The sequence below is a fragment of the Pseudomonas putida genome, assembly GCF_004357765.1.
Lineage (GTDB): Bacteria > Pseudomonadota > Gammaproteobacteria > Pseudomonadales > Pseudomonadaceae > Aquipseudomonas > Aquipseudomonas putida_U.
On the sequence record NZ_SMTE01000004.1, the window covers coordinates 240,409 to 260,735 of the forward strand.

19 protein-coding genes are annotated in these 20,327 nt (G+C 63.5%); 12 read left to right on the plus strand and 7 right to left on the minus strand.

Annotation, left to right across the window (positions count from 1 at the left end; translation table 11 throughout):
* The first annotated feature begins 9 nt into the window (after window positions 1–9).
* From gcvP to E2H86_RS07635, 5 genes are all read left to right on the plus strand, one after another.
* Complete coding sequence (gcvP, locus tag E2H86_RS07615; protein WP_133326313.1) at window positions 10–2,865, plus strand: aminomethyl-transferring glycine dehydrogenase; 2,856 nt, start codon at window positions 10–12, stop codon at window positions 2,863–2,865.
* 134 nt (window positions 2,866–2,999) lie between these two features.
* Complete coding sequence (locus E2H86_RS07620; RefSeq protein WP_133326315.1) at window positions 3,000–4,376, plus strand: L-serine ammonia-lyase; 1,377 nt, start codon at window positions 3,000–3,002, stop codon at window positions 4,374–4,376.
* 27 nt (window positions 4,377–4,403) lie between these two features.
* Window positions 4,404–5,525, plus strand: coding sequence for a glycine cleavage system aminomethyltransferase GcvT (gene gcvT / locus E2H86_RS07625; RefSeq protein ID WP_133326317.1), 1,122 nt, complete (start codon window positions 4,404–4,406; stop codon window positions 5,523–5,525).
* A 345-nt stretch (window positions 5,526–5,870) separates the two neighbouring features.
* On the plus strand, window positions 5,871–6,083 hold the full coding sequence (locus E2H86_RS07630) for a cold-shock protein (RefSeq protein ID WP_133326319.1): 213 nt from the start codon (window positions 5,871–5,873) through the stop codon (window positions 6,081–6,083).
* Between the two features lie 91 nt (window positions 6,084–6,174).
* On the plus strand, window positions 6,175–6,663 hold the full coding sequence (locus tag E2H86_RS07635) for an RDD family protein (protein ID WP_133326321.1): 489 nt from the start codon (window positions 6,175–6,177) through the stop codon (window positions 6,661–6,663).
* Between the two features lie 92 nt (window positions 6,664–6,755).
* Here E2H86_RS07635 and lptG read toward each other — a convergent pair whose 3' ends face one another.
* Both lptG and lptF read right to left on the minus strand, forming a co-directional pair.
* Complete coding sequence (gene lptG, locus E2H86_RS07640; protein ID WP_133326323.1) at window positions 6,756–7,817, minus strand: LPS export ABC transporter permease LptG; 1,062 nt, start codon at window positions 7,815–7,817, stop codon at window positions 6,756–6,758.
* A complete protein-coding gene (gene lptF / locus E2H86_RS07645; protein WP_133326325.1) occupies window positions 7,810–8,925 on the minus strand; it encodes an LPS export ABC transporter permease LptF in 1,116 nt (371 codons plus the stop codon). The genes lptG and lptF overlap by 8 nt, the downstream gene beginning before the upstream one ends.
* Window positions 8,926–9,239: 314 nt before the next feature.
* Here lptF and E2H86_RS07655 point away from each other — a divergent pair, with 314 nt between their 5' ends.
* From E2H86_RS07655 to rlmF, 5 genes are all read left to right on the plus strand, one after another.
* On the plus strand, window positions 9,240–10,733 hold the full coding sequence (locus E2H86_RS07655; RefSeq protein ID WP_133326327.1) for a leucyl aminopeptidase: 1,494 nt from the start codon (window positions 9,240–9,242) through the stop codon (window positions 10,731–10,733).
* Between the two features lie 50 nt (window positions 10,734–10,783).
* The gene (locus tag E2H86_RS07660; RefSeq protein ID WP_133326329.1) at window positions 10,784–11,212 is read left to right on the plus strand and encodes a DNA polymerase III subunit chi; all 429 of its coding nucleotides are present in this window, start codon (window positions 10,784–10,786) and stop codon (window positions 11,210–11,212) included.
* A 5-nt stretch (window positions 11,213–11,217) separates the two neighbouring features.
* Window positions 11,218–11,583 carry a DNA polymerase III subunit chi gene (locus tag E2H86_RS07665; RefSeq protein ID WP_133326331.1) on the plus strand — a complete coding sequence of 122 codons (366 nt, stop codon included), beginning with the start codon at window positions 11,218–11,220 and terminating at the stop codon, window positions 11,581–11,583.
* 163 nt (window positions 11,584–11,746) lie between these two features.
* Window positions 11,747–14,593: a valine--tRNA ligase gene (locus E2H86_RS07670; protein ID WP_133326333.1), complete on the plus strand. Its 2,847-nt coding sequence runs from the start codon at window positions 11,747–11,749 to the stop codon at window positions 14,591–14,593.
* A gap of 148 nt (window positions 14,594–14,741) precedes the next feature.
* Entirely contained in the window at window positions 14,742–15,692 is a 951-nt protein-coding gene (rlmF, locus tag E2H86_RS07675; protein WP_133326335.1) for a 23S rRNA (adenine(1618)-N(6))-methyltransferase RlmF, read from the plus strand.
* Between the two features lie 51 nt (window positions 15,693–15,743).
* On the opposite strand, the gene E2H86_RS07680 is transcribed toward rlmF, so the two are convergent.
* Window positions 15,744–16,025, minus strand: a complete 282-nt coding sequence (locus tag E2H86_RS07680) for an HU family DNA-binding protein (RefSeq protein ID WP_008098055.1) — start codon at window positions 16,023–16,025, stop codon at window positions 15,744–15,746.
* Between the two features lie 103 nt (window positions 16,026–16,128).
* Between E2H86_RS07680 and E2H86_RS07685 the strand changes: the two genes are divergently transcribed.
* The gene (locus E2H86_RS07685; protein WP_133326337.1) at window positions 16,129–16,392 is read left to right on the plus strand and encodes a hypothetical protein; all 264 of its coding nucleotides are present in this window, start codon (window positions 16,129–16,131) and stop codon (window positions 16,390–16,392) included.
* A 28-nt stretch (window positions 16,393–16,420) separates the two neighbouring features.
* A complete protein-coding gene (yejK, locus tag E2H86_RS07690) occupies window positions 16,421–17,428 on the plus strand; it encodes a nucleoid-associated protein YejK (RefSeq protein ID WP_133326339.1) in 1,008 nt (335 codons plus the stop codon).
* On the opposite strand, the gene E2H86_RS07695 is transcribed toward yejK, so the two are convergent.
* The 4 genes from E2H86_RS07695 to E2H86_RS07710 form a co-directional block, all read right to left on the minus strand.
* Window positions 17,425–17,712, minus strand: coding sequence for a GIY-YIG nuclease family protein (locus E2H86_RS07695; RefSeq protein WP_133326341.1), 288 nt, complete (start codon window positions 17,710–17,712; stop codon window positions 17,425–17,427). The two genes, yejK and E2H86_RS07695, sit on opposite strands and share 4 nt — an antisense overlap.
* Window positions 17,713–17,750: 38 nt before the next feature.
* On the minus strand, window positions 17,751–18,221 hold the full coding sequence (locus E2H86_RS07700) for a nuclear transport factor 2 family protein (protein ID WP_133326343.1): 471 nt from the start codon (window positions 18,219–18,221) through the stop codon (window positions 17,751–17,753).
* A 76-nt stretch (window positions 18,222–18,297) separates the two neighbouring features.
* Window positions 18,298–19,581 carry a CynX/NimT family MFS transporter gene (locus E2H86_RS07705; RefSeq protein ID WP_133326345.1) on the minus strand — a complete coding sequence of 428 codons (1,284 nt, stop codon included), beginning with the start codon at window positions 19,579–19,581 and terminating at the stop codon, window positions 18,298–18,300.
* 13 nt (window positions 19,582–19,594) lie between these two features.
* Window positions 19,595–20,245 carry a FadR/GntR family transcriptional regulator gene (locus E2H86_RS07710; RefSeq protein WP_133326347.1) on the minus strand — a complete coding sequence of 217 codons (651 nt, stop codon included), beginning with the start codon at window positions 20,243–20,245 and terminating at the stop codon, window positions 19,595–19,597.
* Window positions 20,246–20,327 lie beyond the last annotated feature (82 nt).

Below are 20,327 nucleotides of genomic sequence, written 5' to 3' on the forward strand. Positions count from 1 at the left end.
GCCGCCACCATGACCATCAACCTCGGCACCGCCAACGAATTCATCGCCCGCCACATCGGCCCCCGTAGCGCCGACGAGCAAGCCATGCTCGCCAGCCTCGGTTTCGATTCGCTGGAGGCCATGACCGCCGCAGTCATTCCCGACAGCATCAAGGGCACCAGCGTGCTCGGCAGCGAGGACGGCCAAAGCGAAGCCGATGCCCTCGCCGCGCTCAAGGCCATCGCCGGCAAGAACCAGCTGTTCAAGAACTACATCGGCCAGGGCTACTACAACACCCACACCCCTGCACCGATCCTGCGCAACCTGCTGGAGAACCCAGCCTGGTACACCGCCTACACCCCCTATCAGCCAGAAATCTCCCAAGGCCGCCTGGAAGCGCTGCTGAACTTCCAGACCCTGGTCAGCGACCTGACCGGTCTGCCGATCGCCAACGCCTCCCTGCTCGACGAAGCCACTGCCGCTGCCGAGGCCATGACCTTCTGCAAGCGTTTGTCGAAGAACAAGGCCAGCCACGCCTTCTTCGTTTCGCAGCACTGTCACCCGCAGACCCTCGATGTGCTGCGCACCCGCGCCGAGCCGCTGGGCATCGACATCGTGGTCGGCGACGAAACCGAGCTGAGCGATGTATCCGCGTTCTTCGGCGCACTGCTGCAATACCCAGCCAGCAACGGTGAGGTGTACGACTACCGCGAACTGGTGCAGCGCTTCCACGCCGCCAACGCCCTGGTTGCGGTCGCCGCCGACCTGCTGGCCCTGACCCTGCTCACCGCACCGGGTGAGTTCGGCGCCGACGTGGCTATCGGCAGCGCCCAGCGCTTTGGTGTACCGCTGGGCTTCGGTGGCCCGCACGCGGCCTACTTCGCCACCCGCGACGCGTTCAAGCGCGACATGCCGGGTCGCCTGGTCGGCGTGTCGATCGACCGCTTCGGCAAGACCGCCCTGCGCTTGGCCATGCAGACCCGCGAGCAACACATCCGCCGCGAGAAAGCCACCAGCAACATCTGCACCGCCCAGGTCCTGCTGGCCAACATCGCCAGCATGTTCGCCGTGTACCACGGCCCCGAGGGCCTCAAGCGCATCGCCCTGCGCACCCACAACCTGACCTCGATCCTGGCCGCCGGCCTCGAGCGACTGGGCCTGAAGGTACTCGGCGAGACCGCGTTCGACACCCTGACCCTGGCCACCGGCACGGCTACCGCCGAGCTGCACGACAAGGCGCGCGCCCAGCGCATCAACCTGCGCCAGATCGATGCCGAGCACTTGGGCCTGTCGCTCGACGAAACCAGCACTCAGGCCGACGTCGAAGGTCTGTGGCAGCTGTTCGGCGCCGGCCAGGTGCAGCCTGACTTCGCCGCCCTCGCCGCCAGCACCGCCTCACGCCTGCCAGCGGCCCTGCTGCGCCAGTCGGCCATCCTCGAACATCCGGTGTTCAACCGCTATCACAGCGAAACCGAATTGATGCGCTACCTGCGCCGCCTGGCCGACAAGGACCTGGCGCTGGACCGCAGCATGATTCCGCTGGGCTCGTGCACCATGAAGCTCAATGCCGCCAGTGAGATGATCCCGGTGACCTGGGCCGAGTTCGGCAACCTGCACCCCTTCGCCCCAGCCGAGCAAAGCCAGGGCTACCTGCAGATGACCACCGAGCTGGAAGCCATGCTCTGTGCCGCCACCGGCTACGATGCCGTGTCGCTGCAACCCAACGCCGGTTCCCAGGGCGAATATGCCGGCCTGCTGGCTATCCGCGCCTACCACCGCAGCCGCGGCGAAGCCCATCGCGACATCTGCCTGATCCCGTCCTCGGCCCACGGTACCAACCCGGCGACCGCGCACATGGCCGGCATGCGTGTTGTGGTCACAGCCTGCGACGCCCGCGGCAACGTCGACGTCGAAGACCTGCGGGCCAAGGCGATCGAGCACCGCGAGCGCCTTGCGGCGATCATGATCACCTACCCGTCGACCCACGGCGTGTTCGAGGAGGCGATCGGCGAAATCTGCGCGATCATCCACGACAATGGCGGCCAGGTGTACATCGACGGCGCCAACATGAACGCCATGGTCGGCCTGTGCGCCCCCGGCAAGTTCGGCGGCGACGTGTCCCACCTGAACTTGCACAAGACCTTCTGCATTCCGCACGGCGGTGGCGGCCCTGGCGTCGGCCCGATCGGCGTTAAATCGCACCTGGCGCCGTTCCTGCCCGGCCACGCTCAGCTCGAAAACACGGGCGGCGCGGTCTGCGCAGCGCCGTTCGGCAGCGCCAGCATCCTGCCGATCACCTGGATGTACATCCGCATGATGGGTGGCGCCGGGCTCAAGCGTGCCTCGCAGATGGCCATCCTCAACGCCAACTACATCGCCCGTCGCCTGGAAGAGCACTATCCTGTTCTGTATAGCGGCGGTAACGGCCTGGTAGCGCATGAATGCATCCTCGACCTGCGCCCGCTCAAGGACACCAGTGGCATCAGTGTCGATGACGTGGCCAAACGCCTGATCGACTTCGGCTTCCACGCCCCGACCATGTCGTTCCCGGTAGCGGGTACGCTGATGATCGAACCGACCGAAAGCGAATCCAAGGAAGAGCTGGACCGCTTCTGCGACGCGATGATCCGCATCCGCGAAGAAATCCGCGCGGTCGAGACCGGCAGTCTGGACAAGGACGACAACCCGCTGAAGAACGCCCCACACACGGCGGCCGAACTGGTTGGCGAGTGGTCCCATGGCTACAGCCGCGAGCAGGCGGTGTACCCATTGCCGAGCCTGGTGGAGGGCAAGTACTGGCCACCGGTCGGCCGCGTCGACAACGTGTTCGGCGACCGTAACCTGGTCTGCGCCTGCCCGTCGATCGAGAGCTATCAGGACGCCTGATGGCCCTTGGGCTCGCTACTGCCCTGTAGAAGCGGGTTCACCCGCGAATGCGATGCAGGCTTCACCGTCGCTTTCGCGGGTAAACCCGCTGCTACAAGTCACCGTCTACCTCAAGAGCCGGTTAGGAGGTCATCATGTCTTTGAGTGTCTTCGACCTGTTCAAGATCGGTATCGGCCCTTCCAGCTCCCACACGGTCGGCCCGATGCGGGCTGCCGCGCGCTTCGCCGAAGGCCTGCGCCGGGACGGCCTATTGGCCAGCACCGCCAGCGTCAAAGCCGAGTTGTATGGCTCGCTCGGCGCCACCGGCAAGGGTCACGGCAGTGACAAGGCGGTGCTGCTCGGCCTGGAGGGCGAGCACCCCGATAGCGTCGATACCGAAACCATCCCCACCCGCCTCCAGACCATCCGCGACAGCGGCAGCCTGCGCCTGCTGGGCGAACACCCCATCGCCTTTGTCGAGAAGCAGCACCTGGCGATGATTCGCAAGCCGCTGGCCTACCACCCCAATGGCATGATCTTCCGTGCCTTCGACGCAGCCGGCCTGCAGATTCGCAGCCGCGAGTACTACTCGGTAGGTGGTGGATTCGTGGTCGACGAAGATGCCGCCGGCCACGACCGCATCGTCGAAGACCGTACCGTGCTGACCTACCCGTTCACCACCGCCAAGCAACTGCTCGGCCATTGCGTCGCCCAGCAGCTGTCGATCAGCCAGGTCATGCTCGCCAACGAGTCGGCCTGGCGCCCAGAAGCCGAAACCCGCGCCGGCTTGCTGCGCATCTGGCAAGTGATGCAGGACTGCGTCGCCGCCGGCTGTCGCCATGAAGGCATCCTGCCTGGCGGGCTCAAGGTCAAGCGCCGCGCGCCGGCCCTGTACCGCCAGCTCAGCCAGCACCCGGAAGCCGGTCTGCGCGATGCTTTGTCGGTGCTCGACTGGGTCAACCTCTATGCCCTGGCGGTCAACGAGGAGAATGCCTACGGCGGCCGCGTGGTCACCGCACCGACCAACGGCGCGGCAGGCATCGTCCCTGCTGTGCTGCATTACTACATGCGCTTCGCGCCCGCAGCCAACGAGGATGGCGTGGTGCGCTTCCTGCTCACCGCTGCCGCCATTGGCATTCTTTACAAGGAAAACGCCTCGATCTCTGGCGCCGAGGTCGGTTGCCAGGGCGAAGTGGGCGTGGCCTGCTCGATGGCGGCCGGTGCACTGTGCGAAGTGATGGGCGGAACGCCACAGCAGGTGGAGAACGCCGCCGAGATCGGCATGGAACACAACCTGGGCCTGACGTGCGACCCCATCGGCGGGCTGGTCCAGGTGCCCTGCATCGAGCGCAACGCCATGGGCTCGGTCAAGGCGATCAACGCGGTGCGCATGGCCTTGCGGGGCGACGGGCAGCATTTCGTCTCGCTCGACAAGGTCATCCGCACCATGCGCCAGACCGGCGCGGACATGAAAAGCAAATACAAGGAGACCGCCCGCGGCGGTCTGGCCGTCAACATCATCGAATGTTGATCCGAACAGCAAACCAAGGAGTCATCGATGTCCGAAACACTGCTCAAGACCCCACTGCATACCCTGCACCTGGAACTGGGCGCACGCATGGTGCCGTTCGCCGGCTACGACATGCCGGTGCAGTACCCGCTGGGCGTGCTCAAGGAGCACCTGCACACCCGCGACCAGGCTGGGTTGTTCGACGTTTCGCACATGGGCCAGATTCGCCTGCGCGGCAGCGATGCCGCACAGGCGCTGGAAACCCTGGTGCCGGTGGATATCGTCGACCTGCCGGTGGGCATGCAGCGCTACGCCATGTTCACCAACGAGCAAGGTGGCATCCTCGATGACCTGATGGTCGCCAACCTGGGCGATGGCGAGCTGTTCCTGGTAGTCAACGCCGCGTGCAAGGACCAGGACCTGGCCCACCTGCAACGGCATATCGGCGACCGTTGCGAGATTCAGCCACTGTTCGAGGAACGGGCCCTGCTCGCACTGCAAGGTCCGGCCGCCGTCAAGGTGCTCGAGCGACTGGCACCGGAAGTGGCAGGCATGACCTTCATGCAGTTCCGCCCCGTCACGCTGCTGGGCGAAGACTGCTATGTGAGCCGTTCGGGTTACACCGGTGAAGACGGCTACGAGATCTCCGTGCCGGCACCCGCCGCCGAAGCCCTGGCCCGTCGGCTGCTGGCCGAACCCGAGGTACAGCCGATCGGCCTCGGTGCTCGTGATTCGCTGCGTCTGGAAGCCGGATTGTGCCTGTATGGCCACGACATGGACACCAGCACCACGCCGATCGAAGCCAGCCTGCTATGGGCCATTTCCAAGGTGCGCCGCGCCGATGGCGCACGCGCCGGCGGCTTCCCAGGTGCCGAAACGGTATTCGCCCAACAGCAACAGGGCGTTGCACGCAAGCGCGTAGGGCTCTTGCCGCAGGAACGTACGCCGGTCCGTGAGGGTGCTGACATCGTCGATGCCGATGGCAAGACCGTTGGCCGGGTATGCAGCGGCGGCTTTGGTCCGACGCTCGGTGCCCCACTGGCCATGGGTTATGTCGAAGTCGAACATGCGGCGCTCGATACCGCTTTGTTTGCCGTAGTAAGGGGCAAGCAAGTTGCCCTTAAAGTCAGCAAAATGCCTTTCGTTGCGCAGCGTTACTATCGAGGCTGAATGCGTAATCTGAGGTTCGTCGATATTCGATTACGAACCTTTTCCATAACCTCGGAACATGGCGCCAGGCCAGGCGCCATGCCGTTTCCGACAAATTTGTCGGTTATCGGCAAAAGCGCGATTTCCTGCAGCTCGAAGGGCTTGTTTTTTTCTCAGGAGTTGGCGTAGAGTCACTGCACTGTGTTTGCATGGGTCGCAACAGTTCGTGACCTGGGCCAGTAGCCGCAATCTGCTACAACCCGTTCGACGTCTCTTACTTTCCTGCAACCCAGCCCAGTACTCTTTCACTTCAAAAAATGTGAAAGAAACTGTCATCAAAATTTAAGCTTCATAGGAAATAAGACAATGGCTGAGCGTCAGAACGGTACCGTCAAGTGGTTCAATGACGAAAAAGGTTACGGCTTCATCACTCCAGAAAGCGGTCCGGATCTGTTCGTGCACTTCCGTGCCATCGAAGGTAACGGCTTCAAGAGCCTGAAAGAAGGCCAGAAGGTGTCCTTCGAAGCAGTCCAAGGCCAGAAAGGCATGCAGGCTGACAAGGTTCAAGTCACCGGCTAAGCCGCACCGACTTCGAAGAAAAGCCCCTGCCATGTGCAGGGGCTTTTTTTTGCCCGTAGAATACTGGCTTCGCCATTCGGAGCCGTCCTGCATGTCCAAGCCTCTGCTCTCCCCCCAGGGTGATTTCCCCCCAGCCGGTCTGGGCCGACGCCTGGCGGCGATGTTCTATGACTTCCTGCTCTGTACGGCCCTGCTGATCGTCACCGCGGGTGCCTACAAGATGATCCAGATGGCGATCATTGGCGAAACCCGCATGCGTGAACTCACCGAAGCCGGCGCCCTGGATGGCGATCCTCTGCTGTCGACGATCCTGCTGTTCGCGCTGTTCGGTTTCTTCGCCAAGTTCTGGACCCATGGCGGCCAGACCCTGGGCATGCAGGTATGGGGGGTGCGGGTGCAGAACGCCGATGGCAGTGCCATCAGCCTGTGGCAGGCGCTGTTGCGCTTCGTGGTTTCGATCGCTTCGTGGCTGTGCCTGGGGCTGGGGTTTTTCTGGGCCTTGGTCGACAAGCGCAAGCGCGGCTGGCATGACATCTATTCGGACACCCAACTGGTCCGGCTGCCGAAGCGGAAAAAATGATCAGTTGAGGTCTCTTCAAGCTTTAATGGGGCTGCTTTGCAGCCCCAAAACGCTTGACTGTCAGGGATTTCCCCAACGTTGGCTTTTGCTCGCTACCCTGCCCGACGCAACAACCAAAGCCCTGCGATCGCACAGATCCCGGCGGGTATCACCACCGCCAGCAACGGCGGGAAGCCGAACACCTGGCTCGAAGGCCCCAACAGGTCGCCGGCAATGCGGAACACGAAGCCCACCAGCACACCGGTGAATACGCGCTGGCCAAGGGTCACCGAACGCAGCGGGCCAAAGATGAACGAGATCGCCATCAGTACCAGCGCCGCCGTGACCGCAGGCTGCAGGACCTTGGTCCAGAATGCCAGCCAATAACGCGCATTGTTCAGGCCTTGGTCGGCCAGATAGTGGATGTACTGCCACAGGCCGGTGATCGACAACGACTCCGGCGCGACCACCACGGTATTGAGCAGCTCCGGAGTCACCGTGACGTCCCACTGCTCCTGCGGGCTCTTGATGACCTCGGTATGGTCGCCACGGAAATGCGTGGTGCTGACGTCGCTGAGCACCCAGTGGTCGTCCTGGTACTGGGCACGGCGGGCGAAGCTGGAGGTGACGATCTTGCGCTCGTCATCGAAACGGTAGCGGGTCACGCCCAGCAACAGGCCGTTGGGTTGCACCGAGTTGATGTGCACGAACTCTTCGCCCTGGCGATGCCACATGCCCCGTTTGGAGCTCTGCGCCTCACCGCCGCCCTGGGCCAGGGAACGGTCGGCCTGGGCCTTGTTCTCGGTGATCGGGGCGACGTACTCGCCGATCAACACACCTGCCAGCATCAGCACCAGCATGGGCTTCATCACCGCCCAGACGATACGGCCGATGGACACGCCGGCAGCGCGCATGATGGTCAGTTCGCTGCTGCTGGCCAAGCTGCCGAGGCCGATCAGGCAACCGATCAGGGCCGCCATCGGCAGCATGTCATACAGCCGGCGGGGCGCGGTCAGCAGCGTGTAGACGCCTGCATCGACCACGGTATAGGTATCGGAGAGGTCGCTCATTTCGTCGATGAAGGCGAACAGCGAGGCGAGGCCGAGGATGATCCCCAGTACCGCCAGAATGGCCAGCAGCACGCTCTGGCCGATGTAGCGGTCGAGCTTAGCCATGGGCCACCTCCGCACGGCGCGCGGCACGCTTGAGTTGCAGCGGCTCCCAATACATCAGGCCAAGGCCGATGAGCAGGAACAGGCCGTGGACCCACCACATGCCCAGGCCAATGGGCAACTTGCCCTTCTCCAGGGCCCCACGTACGGAAATCAGCATCGTCAGGTAGGCCATGTACAGAAGAATCGCCGGCAGCAGTTTGAGGAAACGGCCCTGGCGCGGGTTGACCCGCGACAACGGTACGGCCAGCAGAGTCACGATGAAGACCAGGATCGGCAACGACAACCGCCATTGCAGCTCGGCACGCTCGCGCAGGCCCTTCTGGCCGAACAGCTCGGAGGTCGGGATGGCTTCGCGCTCGGTGACCTCTTCACTGACCTCTGGCTTGGGCAGCAGTACACCGTAGGTGTCGTACTTGATGGCGCGGTAGTCGGCCTGACCTGGGTTGCCGTCGTAGCGGTAGCCGTTTTCCAGGACCAGGTAGCGGTTGCCATCGGCCTGGATTTCCTGGTGACCCTTTTCGGCGACCAGTACCGAAGGCGCACGGTCCTTGGTCTTGTCGGAGTTGAAGCGTTTTTCCGAGATGAACACGCCGCCCAGGTTGATGCGGTCGTCCGACAGTTGCTCGGTATAGGTCACCCGGGAACCATCGCGCAGAGTCTGGAATCGACCCGGCGACAGGGTGTCGAACTCGGTCAGGGCGTCCTGCTGGTTGATGATCTTCTGCACCTGGGCAACGCCCTGGGGTGCCAGGCTCAGGCTCAGCCAGGCGACCAGCAGGGCGACCAGCGCGGCCGGCGCCAGGGTCAGCGCCAGCAGCCGTTGTTGGCTCATGCCGGTGGCGGAGAGCACGGTCATCTCGCTCTCCAGGTACAGCCGGCCATAGGCCAGCAGGATACCGAGGAACAGCCCCAGCGGCAGGATCAGTTGCAGGAAGCCCGGCAGACGGAAGCCCATGATCAGGAACAACACGCCTGGGTCGAGCACGCCCTGGGCGGCCTGGGCCAGATACTTGATGAAGCGCCCGCTCATGATGATCACCAGCAGCACGGCGCTGACGGCGCTCAAGGTCACCAGGACCTCGCGGGACAGATAACGAAAGACGATCAAACCAGACACTCCTGGGTTGTCAGGGTGGACTGCCAGACACTGGCGCCAGACGATGACTTAGTACAACCGAAACCAATGCCGGTTCGCCAAAGGCGAACCTCCATGTAAAGTGCGCGCATTATCCTGTGATTGACCTCGCCTGTCACTTGGCCAGGCATGTCGACCGTACATCGGGGTTGTCAGCACGCTTGCCACGGGCTCAAACTGGCAGTTTTCCACCCGGCACGCGAGCAAGTGGCCGGGTCCGCCCAGAGCGCCACGACACCCATCAGAGCACGTGGCGCCCACTGTAGAGATCATTCGGGGACCCTGACATGGAACTGGTTGTAAAAAGCGTAGCTGCTGCATCGGTAAAAACCGCCACATTGGTCGTGCCGGTCGGCGAAGGGCGCAAACTCGGCAGCATCGCCAAGGCCATCGACGAAGCGGCCGGCGGCGCCATCAGCGCCGTGCTCAAGCGGGGCGACCTGGCCGGCAAGCCGGGCCAGACCCTGCTGCTACAGAGCCTGCCGGGCCTCAAGGCCGAGCGCGTGCTGCTGGTCGGCAGCGGCAAGGACGAGGCACTGGGCGACCGCGCCTGGCGCAAGCTGGTGACCAGCGTAGCCGGCGTGCTCAAGGGCCTGGGCGGCAGCGATGCAGTGCTGGCCCTGGACGATATCGCCGTGACCAACCGCGATGCCTACTACGGTAAGTACCGCCTGCTGGCCGAGACGCTGCTCGACGGCACCTACGTGTTCGACCGGTTCAAGAGCCAGAAAGCCGAACCGCGCACCCTCAAGAAGATCACCCTGCTGGCCGCCAAGACCGGCCAGGGCGAGGCCGAGCGTGCGGTCAAGCATGCCAGCGCCATCGCCACCGGCATGGCGTTCACCCGCGACCTGGGCAACCTGCCGCCTAACCTTTGCCACCCAAGCTTCATGGCCGAGCAGGCCAAGGAAATGGGCAAGGCGCACAAGGGCCTGAAGGTCGAGGTGCTCGACGAGAAGAAGATCAAGGACCTGGGCATGGGGGCGTTCTATGCCGTGGGCCAGGGCAGTGATCAACCGCCACGCCTGATCGTCCTCAACTACCAAGGCGGCAAGAAAGCCGAAAAGCCTTTCGTGCTGGTAGGCAAGGGCATCACCTTCGACACCGGTGGCATCAGCCTCAAGCCGGGCGCCGGCATGGATGAAATGAAGTACGACATGTGCGGTGCTGCCAGCGTGTTCGGCACCTTGCGTGCCGTGCTGGAGCTGCAGCTGCCGATCAACCTGGTATGCCTGCTGGCCTGCGCCGAGAACATGCCCAGCGGCGGCGCCACCCGCCCCGGCGACATCGTCACCACCATGAGCGGGCAAACCGTCGAGATCCTCAACACCGACGCCGAAGGCCGCCTGGTACTGTGCGATACCCTGACCTACGCCGAGCGTTTCAAACCGCAGGCGGTGATCGACATCGCCACCCTCACCGGCGCCTGCATCGTCGCCCTGGGCAGCCACACCTCGGGCCTGATGGGCAATGACGAGACCCTGGTCGGGCAACTGCTCGATGCCGGCAAGCGTGCCGACGACCGCGCCTGGCAACTGCCGCTGTTCGACGAATACCAGGAGCAACTCGACAGCCCGTTCGCCGACATGGGCAACATCGGTGGGCCGAAGGCCGGCACCATCACCGCAGGTTGCTTCCTGTCGCGCTTCGCCAAGGCGTACCAGTGGGCCCACCTGGACATCGCCGGTACCGCCTGGATCAGCGGTGGCAAGGACAAAGGCGCCACCGGTCGCCCGGTACCCCTGCTGACCCAGTACCTGCTGGATCGCGCTGGCGCCTGATGCCGTGAGACCGGTGGCGCCCCGTGCGCCATCGGTCGGCAGACCGAACCATGAGCAAAGTCGATTTCTATATCCTGCCCACCGACTCGCTGTCGGCGCGGCTCGATTTCGCCTGCAAGCTGTGCGAAAAGGCCTGGCGCCTCGGCCACCGGGTGTACCTGCATTGCCAGGACGCGGCACAGCGCGAGGAACTGGATACGCGCCTATGGCGCTTCAAGGGCGAGGCATTCGTGCCCCACGACCTGGCCGAGTCCCATGCCGACGCCGCGGTAGCCCTGGGGCTGGGCGATGATCCCGGCGATCACAAGGATTTGCTGATCAACCTCGGGGCCAGCGTGCCCGGGTTCGTCGGCCAGTTCGAACGGGTGGCCGAAATCGTCGTCGAGGAACCCGAGGTTCGCCAATCGGCCCGCGAGCGATTCCGTTTCTACCGCGAACAGGGCTATGCTCTGCAAGACCACCGCTTACAGCGACTCTGACGATGATGGACAAGCCTTCCACCCTGCCTGACTCCACCCACCTGCTCGACGATCTGGAGTCGATTCGCCAGTTGTTGGGCGATGCCGACCTGCAGCCCCCCCTGTTGACCGATACGGTCGAACAGATCCCGCTGTTGCTCGACGAGCCTGCCGGCAACCCGGCACCGGCTGTCGAACCTGCCCCCCCTGCCGCCGAGGACGATGCTCAGACTCGCCGCCAGGACACCCTGCTGCACCTGGAAGCCGAGCTGCGTGCCGCCGCGCAGGCGATCATGCAGGATGTGATCAACGACTTCACCCCGCATATCGAAACCGAGATCAAGCGCCGCCTGGATGCGCGCATGGAGCGTTTGATCAAACGTTCCGAGTAGCGGCAAACGTCGGCGGCGTCTCCTGCGCGGGCAAGCCCGCTCCCACAGCGCCCGCGAAGAGGCCATTGCTGCCGTGCCAGATAGCAGCAGCTTGTCGCTTGCCGGCCCTAGCTTGGTTATACTTCTCGGCTTTCCCGAATAAATGCACAGGGTCCCGCCGCGCATGGATAAGACCTACCAGCCGCACGCTATCGAAACTTCCTGGTACAACACCTGGGAGTCAGAGAACTATTTCGCTCCGCAAGGTGCAGGCGAGTCCTACACCATCATGATTCCACCGCCGAACGTGACCGGCAGCCTGCACATGGGCCACGGCTTCAACAACGCGATCATGGACGCCCTGATCCGTTTCCGCCGCATGCAAGGCCGCAACACCCTGTGGCAGCCAGGTACCGACCACGCCGGTATCGCCACCCAGATGCTGGTCGAACGCCAGCTCGAGGCCAAGGGCCAGAACCGTCACGACCTGGGGCGTGAACAGTTCCTCGACAAGGTCTGGGAATGGAAAGAACAATCCGGTGGCAACATCAGCCGTCAGATCCGTCGCCTGGGTTCGTCCGTCGATTGGAGTCGCGAGCGCTTCACCATGGATGACGGCCTGTCCGAAGCGGTCAAGGAAGCCTTCGTCCGCCTGCACGAAGACGGCCTGATCTACCGCGGCAAGCGCCTGGTCAACTGGGACACCAAGCTGCACACCGCCATTTCCGATCTCGAAGTGGAAAACCATGACGAGAAGGGCCACCTGTGGAACCTGCGCTATCCGCTGGCCGATGGCGCCAAGACCGCAGAAGGCAAGGATTACCTGGTGGTCGCCACCACCCGTCCGGAAACCCTGCTGGGTGACGCTGCAGTCGCGGTCAATCCGACCGACGAGCGCTACCAGGCCCTGATCGGCAAGTTCGTCGAGTTGCCCCTGGTGGGCCGACGCATTCCGATCATCGCCGACGACTACTGCGACCCTGAGTTCGGCACCGGCTGCGTGAAGATCACCCCGGCCCACGACTTCAACGACTACGAGGTCGGCAAGCGCCACAACCTGCCGCTGCTCAACATCTTCGACAAGAACGCCCTGGTGCTCGCCAGCGCCCAGGCCTTCAACCTCGACGGCAGCGTCAACGACGAGGTCGATACCAGCCTGCCTGCGCAATACGCCGGCCTCGATCGTTTCGTCGCGCGCAAGCAGATCGTTGCCGACCTGGACGCCCAGGGCCTGCTGGTCAGCATCGATGACCACGCCCTCAAGGTACCGAAGGGCGACCGCTCCGGCACCGTCATCGAGCCATGGCTGACCGACCAGTGGTACGTGTCCACCAAGCCGCTGGCCGAGCCTGCCATCGCTGCCGTGGAAGACGGTCGTATCCAGTTCGTGCCCAAACAGTACGAGAACATGTACTTCTCCTGGATGCGCGACATCCAGGACTGGTGCATCAGCCGCCAGTTGTGGTGGGGCCACCGGATTCCGGCGTGGTACGACGAAGCCGGCCAGGTGTATGTCGGGCGCAATGAAGAGGAAGTGCGCGCCAAGCACAACCTCGCCGCCGACGTGAAGCTGCGCCAGGACGACGACGTGCTCGACACCTGGTTCAGCTCGGGGCTGTGGACCTTCTCCACGCTGGGCTGGCCGGAGCAGACCGAGTTCCTCAAGACCTTCCACTCCACCGACGTGCTGGTCACCGGCTTCGACATCATCTTCTTCTGGGTCGCCCGGATGATCATGCTGACGATGCACCTGATCAAGAACGAGGACGGCACCCCGCAGGTACCGTTCAAGACCGTGTACGTGCACGGCCTGGTGCGCGATGGCCAGGGTCAGAAGATGTCCAAGTCCAAGGGCAACGTCCTCGACCCGCTGGACATCGTCGACGGCATCACCCTCGACGCCCTGCTGGAAAAACGCACCAGCGGCATGATGCAGCCCAAGCTCGCCGAGAAGATCGCCAAGCAGACCAAGGCCGAGTTCCCGGAAGGTATCGCCAGCTACGGCACCGATGCCCTGCGCTTCACCTTCTGCTCGCTGGCGTCCACCGGTCGCGACATCAAGTTCGACATGGGCCGCGTCGAAGGCTACCGCAACTTCTGCAACAAGATCTGGAACGCCGCCCGTTATGTACTGGACAAGGGCGAAGACTGCGGCCAGAACGGCGAGGCCTATGAGCTGTCGCTGGCTGATCGCTGGATCATCTCCCAGTTGCAACGCACCGAAGCCGAGGTGACCCGCCAGCTCGAGCAGTTCCGCTTCGACCTGGCCAGCCAGGCGCTTTACGAGTTCATCTGGAACCAGTACTGCGACTGGTACCTGGAACTGTCCAAGCCGGTGCTGTGGGACGAGAATGCCCCGGTCGAGCGTGCCCGTGGTACCCGCCGGACCCTGGTGCGGGTGCTGGAAGTGGCGCTGCGCCTGGCCCATCCGTTCATGCCATTCATCACCGAAGAAATCTGGCAGCGCATCGCGCCGCTGGCCGGCGTCGAAGGCAAGACCATCATGCTGCAACCGTGGCCGGTGGCCGTTGAAGCGCGCATTGATGCCGCCGCCGAAGGCGACATCGAATGGCTCAAGGAGCTGATGGTCGGCCTGCGCAACATCCGCGCCGAGATGAACATCGGCCCAGGCAAACCGTTGCCGCTGTTCCTCAAGAATGCCAACGCCGAAGACCAGCGTCGCCTGCAGGAAAACGAAGCCCTGCTCAAGAAGCTGGCCAAGGTCGAATCGTTCACCGTGCTTGGCGATGCCGAGGAGGCGCCGCTTTCGGCCACCGCGCTGGTGGGCGACCTGCAGGTATTGGTACCGATGGCCGGGCTGATCGACAAGGATGCCGAGCTTGCGCGTCTGAACAAGGAAATCCAGCGCCTGCAAGGCGAAGTGGCACGGGTCGGCGGCAAGCTGTCCAATGCCGCCTTCGTCGACAAGGCTCCGCCTGCGGTGATCGAGAAGGAACGCGCCAAGCTGGCCGAGTCTGAGCAGGCTCTGGCCAACTTCACCGAGCAGCATGCGCGGATTGCAGCGCTGTAACCTGACATTGCAGACCTGACCGACGAGGGCCTCGCCCTCGTTCGCGGCACAAGGCCGCTCCCATGGCAATGACGCTACCTTCGAGAAGCGCCGCTATCCTGTGGGAGCGGCCTTGTGCCGCGAAAGGGCTGCTCCACCGGACCCGACCATGACCGTGAAACCTACCCTGCATCCGCGCAATCGCCACCAGGGTCGCTATGACTTCCCCAGCCTGATCAAGGCCCACCCTGACCTGGCGCGCTTCACCATCACCAACCCCCACGGCAAACCCAGCATCGACTTCGCCAATCCCGAGGCCGTGCGGGTGTTCAACCGCGCCCTGCTCAAGGCGCAATACGGTATCCAGCACTGGGATATTCCGGCCGATTACCTGTGCCCGCCCATTCCCGGGCGCGCCGACTACATCCACGTCGCCGCCGACCTGCTGGCCGCGGACAATACCGGCGAAGTCCCCAGAGGCGCCCGGGTGCGAGTCCTGGACGTCGGTGTGGGTGCCAACTGCATCTATCCCCTGCTCGGCCACAGCGACTACCGCTGGCGCTTCCTGGGCTCGGACATCGATGCGCTGGCACTGGCCTCGGCCAAGGCCATCATCCAGGCCAACGGCCTGAGCAAGGCGATTGGCCTGCGCCAGCAGCACGACCGCAAGCACATCCTCAGCGGCCTGCTGCAGGCTGACGAGCGCTTCGAACTGACCCTGTGCAATCCGCCGTTCCATGCCTCACGCGAGGAAGCCACGCGCGGCAGCCAGCGCAAATGGAAGAACCTCGGCAAGCAGGACCCCAAGCGCAAGCTACCGGTCCTGAACTTTGGCGGGCAGAACAACGAACTCTGGTGCGAAGGCGGAGAAATCCGCTTCGTCACCCAACTGGTCGAAGAAAGCCAGCAGTACGCCGCCCAGGTGCTGTGGTTCACCAGCCTGGTATCCAAGGCCAGCAACTTGCCCGGCATCGAGGCAGCGTTGCAGCGGGCCGGCGCCAGGGCATCGCGCGTGGTCGAAATGGGTCAGGGGCAGAAGCAAAGCCGCATGATCGCCTGGAGCTTCCACGACGATCAGGCACGTCGTGCCTGGCTCGCCCAAGGCAAAACGCAGGCATGAAAAAACCGCGCCCGGACATGCCGGGCGCGGTTGGGTCAACGCCTCAACAGATTACTTGTTGATGGAGTCGCTCAGGGCTTTGGCCGGCACGAACTTGACGACTTTCTTGGCAGCGATTTCGATGGCAGCGCCAGTCGAAGGGTTACGGCCGGTGCGGGCAGGACGCTCGGAGACTTTCAGCTTGCCGATGCCTGGCAGGGTGATTTCAGCGCCGTTTTCCAGCTGGTCGGCAACGATCTGGCCCAGTTGCTCCAGTGCGTTACGTGCGGTGGTTTTCGGGGCGTCGATGGCTTCGGCGATGTCGGCAATCAGTTGGTCTTTGGTCAATGCCATGGTGGTGTTCCTTCCCTATCAAAATTCAGTGGTTATGCAGCGTGCTACGACGTTATCGGGCCAGCCCCTGAAAGTTGGAGGGCCGTGCCAACCGCGCATGTAGATGCGTAATTTGGCGTTTGGTTCGACACGGCGTGAGCGCACTGCCAGCAATGCGCCACCCAAGGTGCGCAAGACCGCGCAAAGCTACCACAGGAATACGGAAATATCCGCTGCCAACCCAGATTTAATGCAGGTTTTTCGGGGGTTTGACCTGGAAACGCAAAAAATCGAACAAAAACTGAACAACCGACATTTCTGCCAACATCCGGCCACTGCAGCGCCTGCCAGCTGGGGTAAACTGACCCACTTTTGCAGCGCGGCCTAGCACCGCCCCAGATCACCCGAGAACTACCATGCCAATCCGTCATTGCATCGTTCACCTGATCGACAAGAAGCCCGATGGCAGCCCCGCCGTGCTCCACGCCCGCGACACCGAACTGGGGCCGTCGGACGCCATCGAAAACCTCCTGGCCGACCTCAACGACAGCTACAACGCCAAGCAGGGCAAGGCCTGGGGGTTTTTCCACGGCGAGTCCGGCGCCTACCCGTTGAGCGGCTGGCTGAAACAGTACCTGGATGAGGAAAAAGACTTCACCGGGTTCAGCCGCGAAGCGGTCGAGCACCTGCAGAAACTGATGGAAGAGTCCAACCTATCTACCGGCGGGCACATCCTCTTCGCCCATTACCAGCAAGGCATGACCGAGTACCTGGCGATCGCCCTGTTGCACCACAGCGAAGGGGTTGCCGTGAACGCCGAGCTGGACGTCACCCCGTCGCGCCATCTGGACCTTGGCCAGTTGCACCTGGCCGCGCGCATCAACCTGTCGGAGTGGAAGAACAACCAGGCCTCCAAGCAGTACATCTCGTTCATCAAGGGCAAGAACGGCAAGAAAGTATCCGACTACTTCCGCGACTTCATCGGGTGCCAGGAAGGCGTCGACGGCCCGGGCGAGACACGCACCCTGCTCAAGGCCTTCAGCGATTTCGTCGAAAGTGAGGATTTGCCGGAAGAATCTGCTCGGGAAAAAACCCAGACCCTGGTCGAGTACGCCACCACCCAGACCAAGCTGGGCGAGCCGGTGACCCTCGAAGAGCTGTCGAGCCTGATCGACGAAGACCGCCCCAAGGCGTTCTACGACCATATCCGCAACAAGGACTATGGCCTTTCGCCGGAAATCCCCGCCGATAAACGCACGCTCAACCAGTTCCGCCGCTTCACCGGGCGTGCCGAAGGCCTGTCGATCAGCTTCGAGGCCCACCTGCTGGGCGACAAGGTGGAATACGACGAGGCAGCCGGCACCCTGATCATCAAGGGCCTGCCGACGCAACTGGTGGACCAGCTCAAACGCCGCAAGGACTAGACGGCAGCGACATAGGAGGCCACCAAGGCCTCCTTGGCCGACTTGCGCAGCTTCTTCACCAGGCGCTCCTGGCGCAGCGCCTCGCCCTTGTCCGGCCACTGCTCGACATAGACCAACGCCTGGGCCGGACTGGTCTTGAAATAGCGGGCGCCCTGCCCTTTCTGATGAGCGACGAAACGCCGCTGCGGATCATCGCTGATGCCGCAGTACAACGAGCCGTTGGCAGCTCTTACCAGATACACGTACCAGGGTTTGCCCGCCTGGATTTCGGATGCGTCGCTCACGATATTTCTTGCCGATGGGCCGATAGAAAGCCGCCAGCTTAACCCGCCTGCTGGAACGCTCGCAGCCCTTTGAATGCCTGCTGGCGGATCTTGTTCTGCAGCAAGGGCGACCAACCGAGCAACAGGCCGGGCATGCCCAGCGCCTGCCGTGACCAACGCCACAGGTCGAAGCTGTCGTCGTGCTGGCAGATCAAGCCGTCGCGGATGACGAACCGCGCCTGGATGTCATTGACCACGGTGCGTCCGGTCTGGCTGAACAGGTAGGTCGCTACCCAATGCGCGCAACCGCTTTGGGCATCGGCTCGGACCTGATCGAAGGTCAGCGAGAAGTCCTTGGCACGCCGGGTGAGCAGGCGCCACATGTCGCCGGCGTCCTGACCACGCAACGTACCGAACACCGGATCGCTGAAGACGATATCGTCGCTGTAGCAAGCCACCATCGCTTCGGCATCCAGACGCTGGAAGGCCTCGTAGAAGCGGGTAATCAAATCGCGGTTGGCGTCGTTCATGGGACGGGTCCATCCTGGGGCGGAAAAAGCTGAAAGATAGTCCGCGCCGTGGGGGTCTGTACATCCCATGCAGTCGTCAAAGCTTCTCGCTGGTCACCTGCACATGCAACGCCCGCCCCGCGCCCAGCCCGGACACGATCGCGGCCACGCCCAGCACGGCGAAGATCCAGCCCACTGCCGTCCATCCACCGGTCAGGTCATGCACCAGGCCCACTGCGAACGGCCCCATCGAAGCCAGGGTGTAGCCAACGCCCTGGGCCATGCTCGACAGGTTGGCAGCGACATGGGCATCGCTGGAACGCAACACGATCAAGGTCAGGGCCAAGGCGAAGGTCCCGCCCTGCCCTATGCCAAGCACCACGGCCCAGCCCCACAGACCAGACAGCGGGGCGTACAGGCACCCGAACAGCCCGGCGAGGGTGGTCAGCATCACCACCACGATCGCCAACCGCTGATCCTTGCCCCGGGTGGCCAACCAGGGTGCAGCCAGCGAGCTGGCCAACTGCACGATCACCGACCCGGACAGCACCAACCCCGCCTGGGTCGGGCTCAGGCCCCTGCCGATGAGAATCGAAGGCAACCAACCGAAGACGATATACGCCAGCGAAGACTGCAAACCCATGTACAGGGTGACCTGCCAAGCCAGCCGGTCGCGCCACAGCCCCCGCACACGGTAGGCCGCCTTGTGCGCACCATGCCCCTGGCGGACCTGGGGCAACCAGGCCAGCATCGCCAGGATCGCCGGCACCACCCAGAACCCCAGGCCCAGGGCCCAGCTGTCGCCAAAGTGCTGGGTCAGCGGCACCGTGCTTCCTGCGGCCATGGCGGCACCGAGACACAAGGCCATGGTGTAGACGCCGGTCAGGGCCCCGGCGTGGCGTGGAAAGTCACGTTTGACGATGCCCGGCAACAACACGCCGATGATGCCGATGCTGGCACCTGCCAGCAGGCTGCCGAGAAACACCCCAAGGGCGCCCAGATTACTGCGCAGGGCAATACCCAACGCCAGGGTGGCGAGGATCCCGAAGATCACCCGCTCACTGCCAAAGCGCCTGGCCAGGAGCGGTGCCAACGGCGCGGCGAGCCCCAGGCACAATACTGGCAAGGTGGTCAGCAGGCCAGCCAGCGAGGCACTCAGGCCCAATGCCTCGGACACCTGGCCGAGCACCGGGGCCATGCTCGACAGCGCCGGGCGCAGGTTCAGCGCCACCAGGACCAGGCCCAACAGCAGCAACCATGGCCGCCGAGGTGCCAACGGCTGCTGCACCTGTGCATCGTCGGCTTCGGCGTCGATGAGCAGTTCTTCGATCGGTCGTTCGTGTGCAGCCGCACGCTGGGCGCGGCCCATTGATTCAGTCATGGCCTTCTCGTTGTCAGGATTCGATGAGTGCCCGGCTCAGGCGCTTGGCCCGTTCGGGGTCGCGTTGCTCGATGGCATCGAGGATCTGTCCGTGCAGGTCGAAGGTCGCCTGACAGCGCGGCACGGCGCTCAGGTTGTCCTGGACCGCTGCGGCGACGACACCCGAAAAGTACCGGTAGAGCTCACTTAACGCAGGGTTGTGGGCGGCATCGATCAACTGTTGGTGAAAGACCATGTCGCAGGCGATATAGGTATCCAGATCGCCATGGAAATGCTCGGCGCTGCCTGCCAGCGAAGCACGCAGCGCTTCGAGGTCTTGCTCGGTGCGACGCAGCGCGGCCAGGCCGATCGCCTCGGCTTCGAGGATATGGCGGGTTTCACGGGCCTGCTCAGCTGTACAGCGGGACATGGCCTGCACCGCCTGCAAAGGGTCCTGGGCAGTGCGCAGATAACTGCCGTCGCCCTGGCGGATCTCGACCAGGCCACTGAAGGCCAGCACGCGCATGGCCTCGCGCACCGTATTGCGGCTGATCCCCAGTTCCACCGCCAGCTCGGGTTCGGTGGGCAGACGCTGACCTACGTGCCAATCGCCCTGAAGGATGCGCTGGCGCATGCGGTCCACGGCCAGCTCGACCAAGGAGCGCTTGGGTAATTCCATACTCATCACATTCAACCAATCATCCGATGTTTAACTGCGCGTCAGTGAACCACGAGATGGACCAGGACACAACTCCCAGACCTGCGAA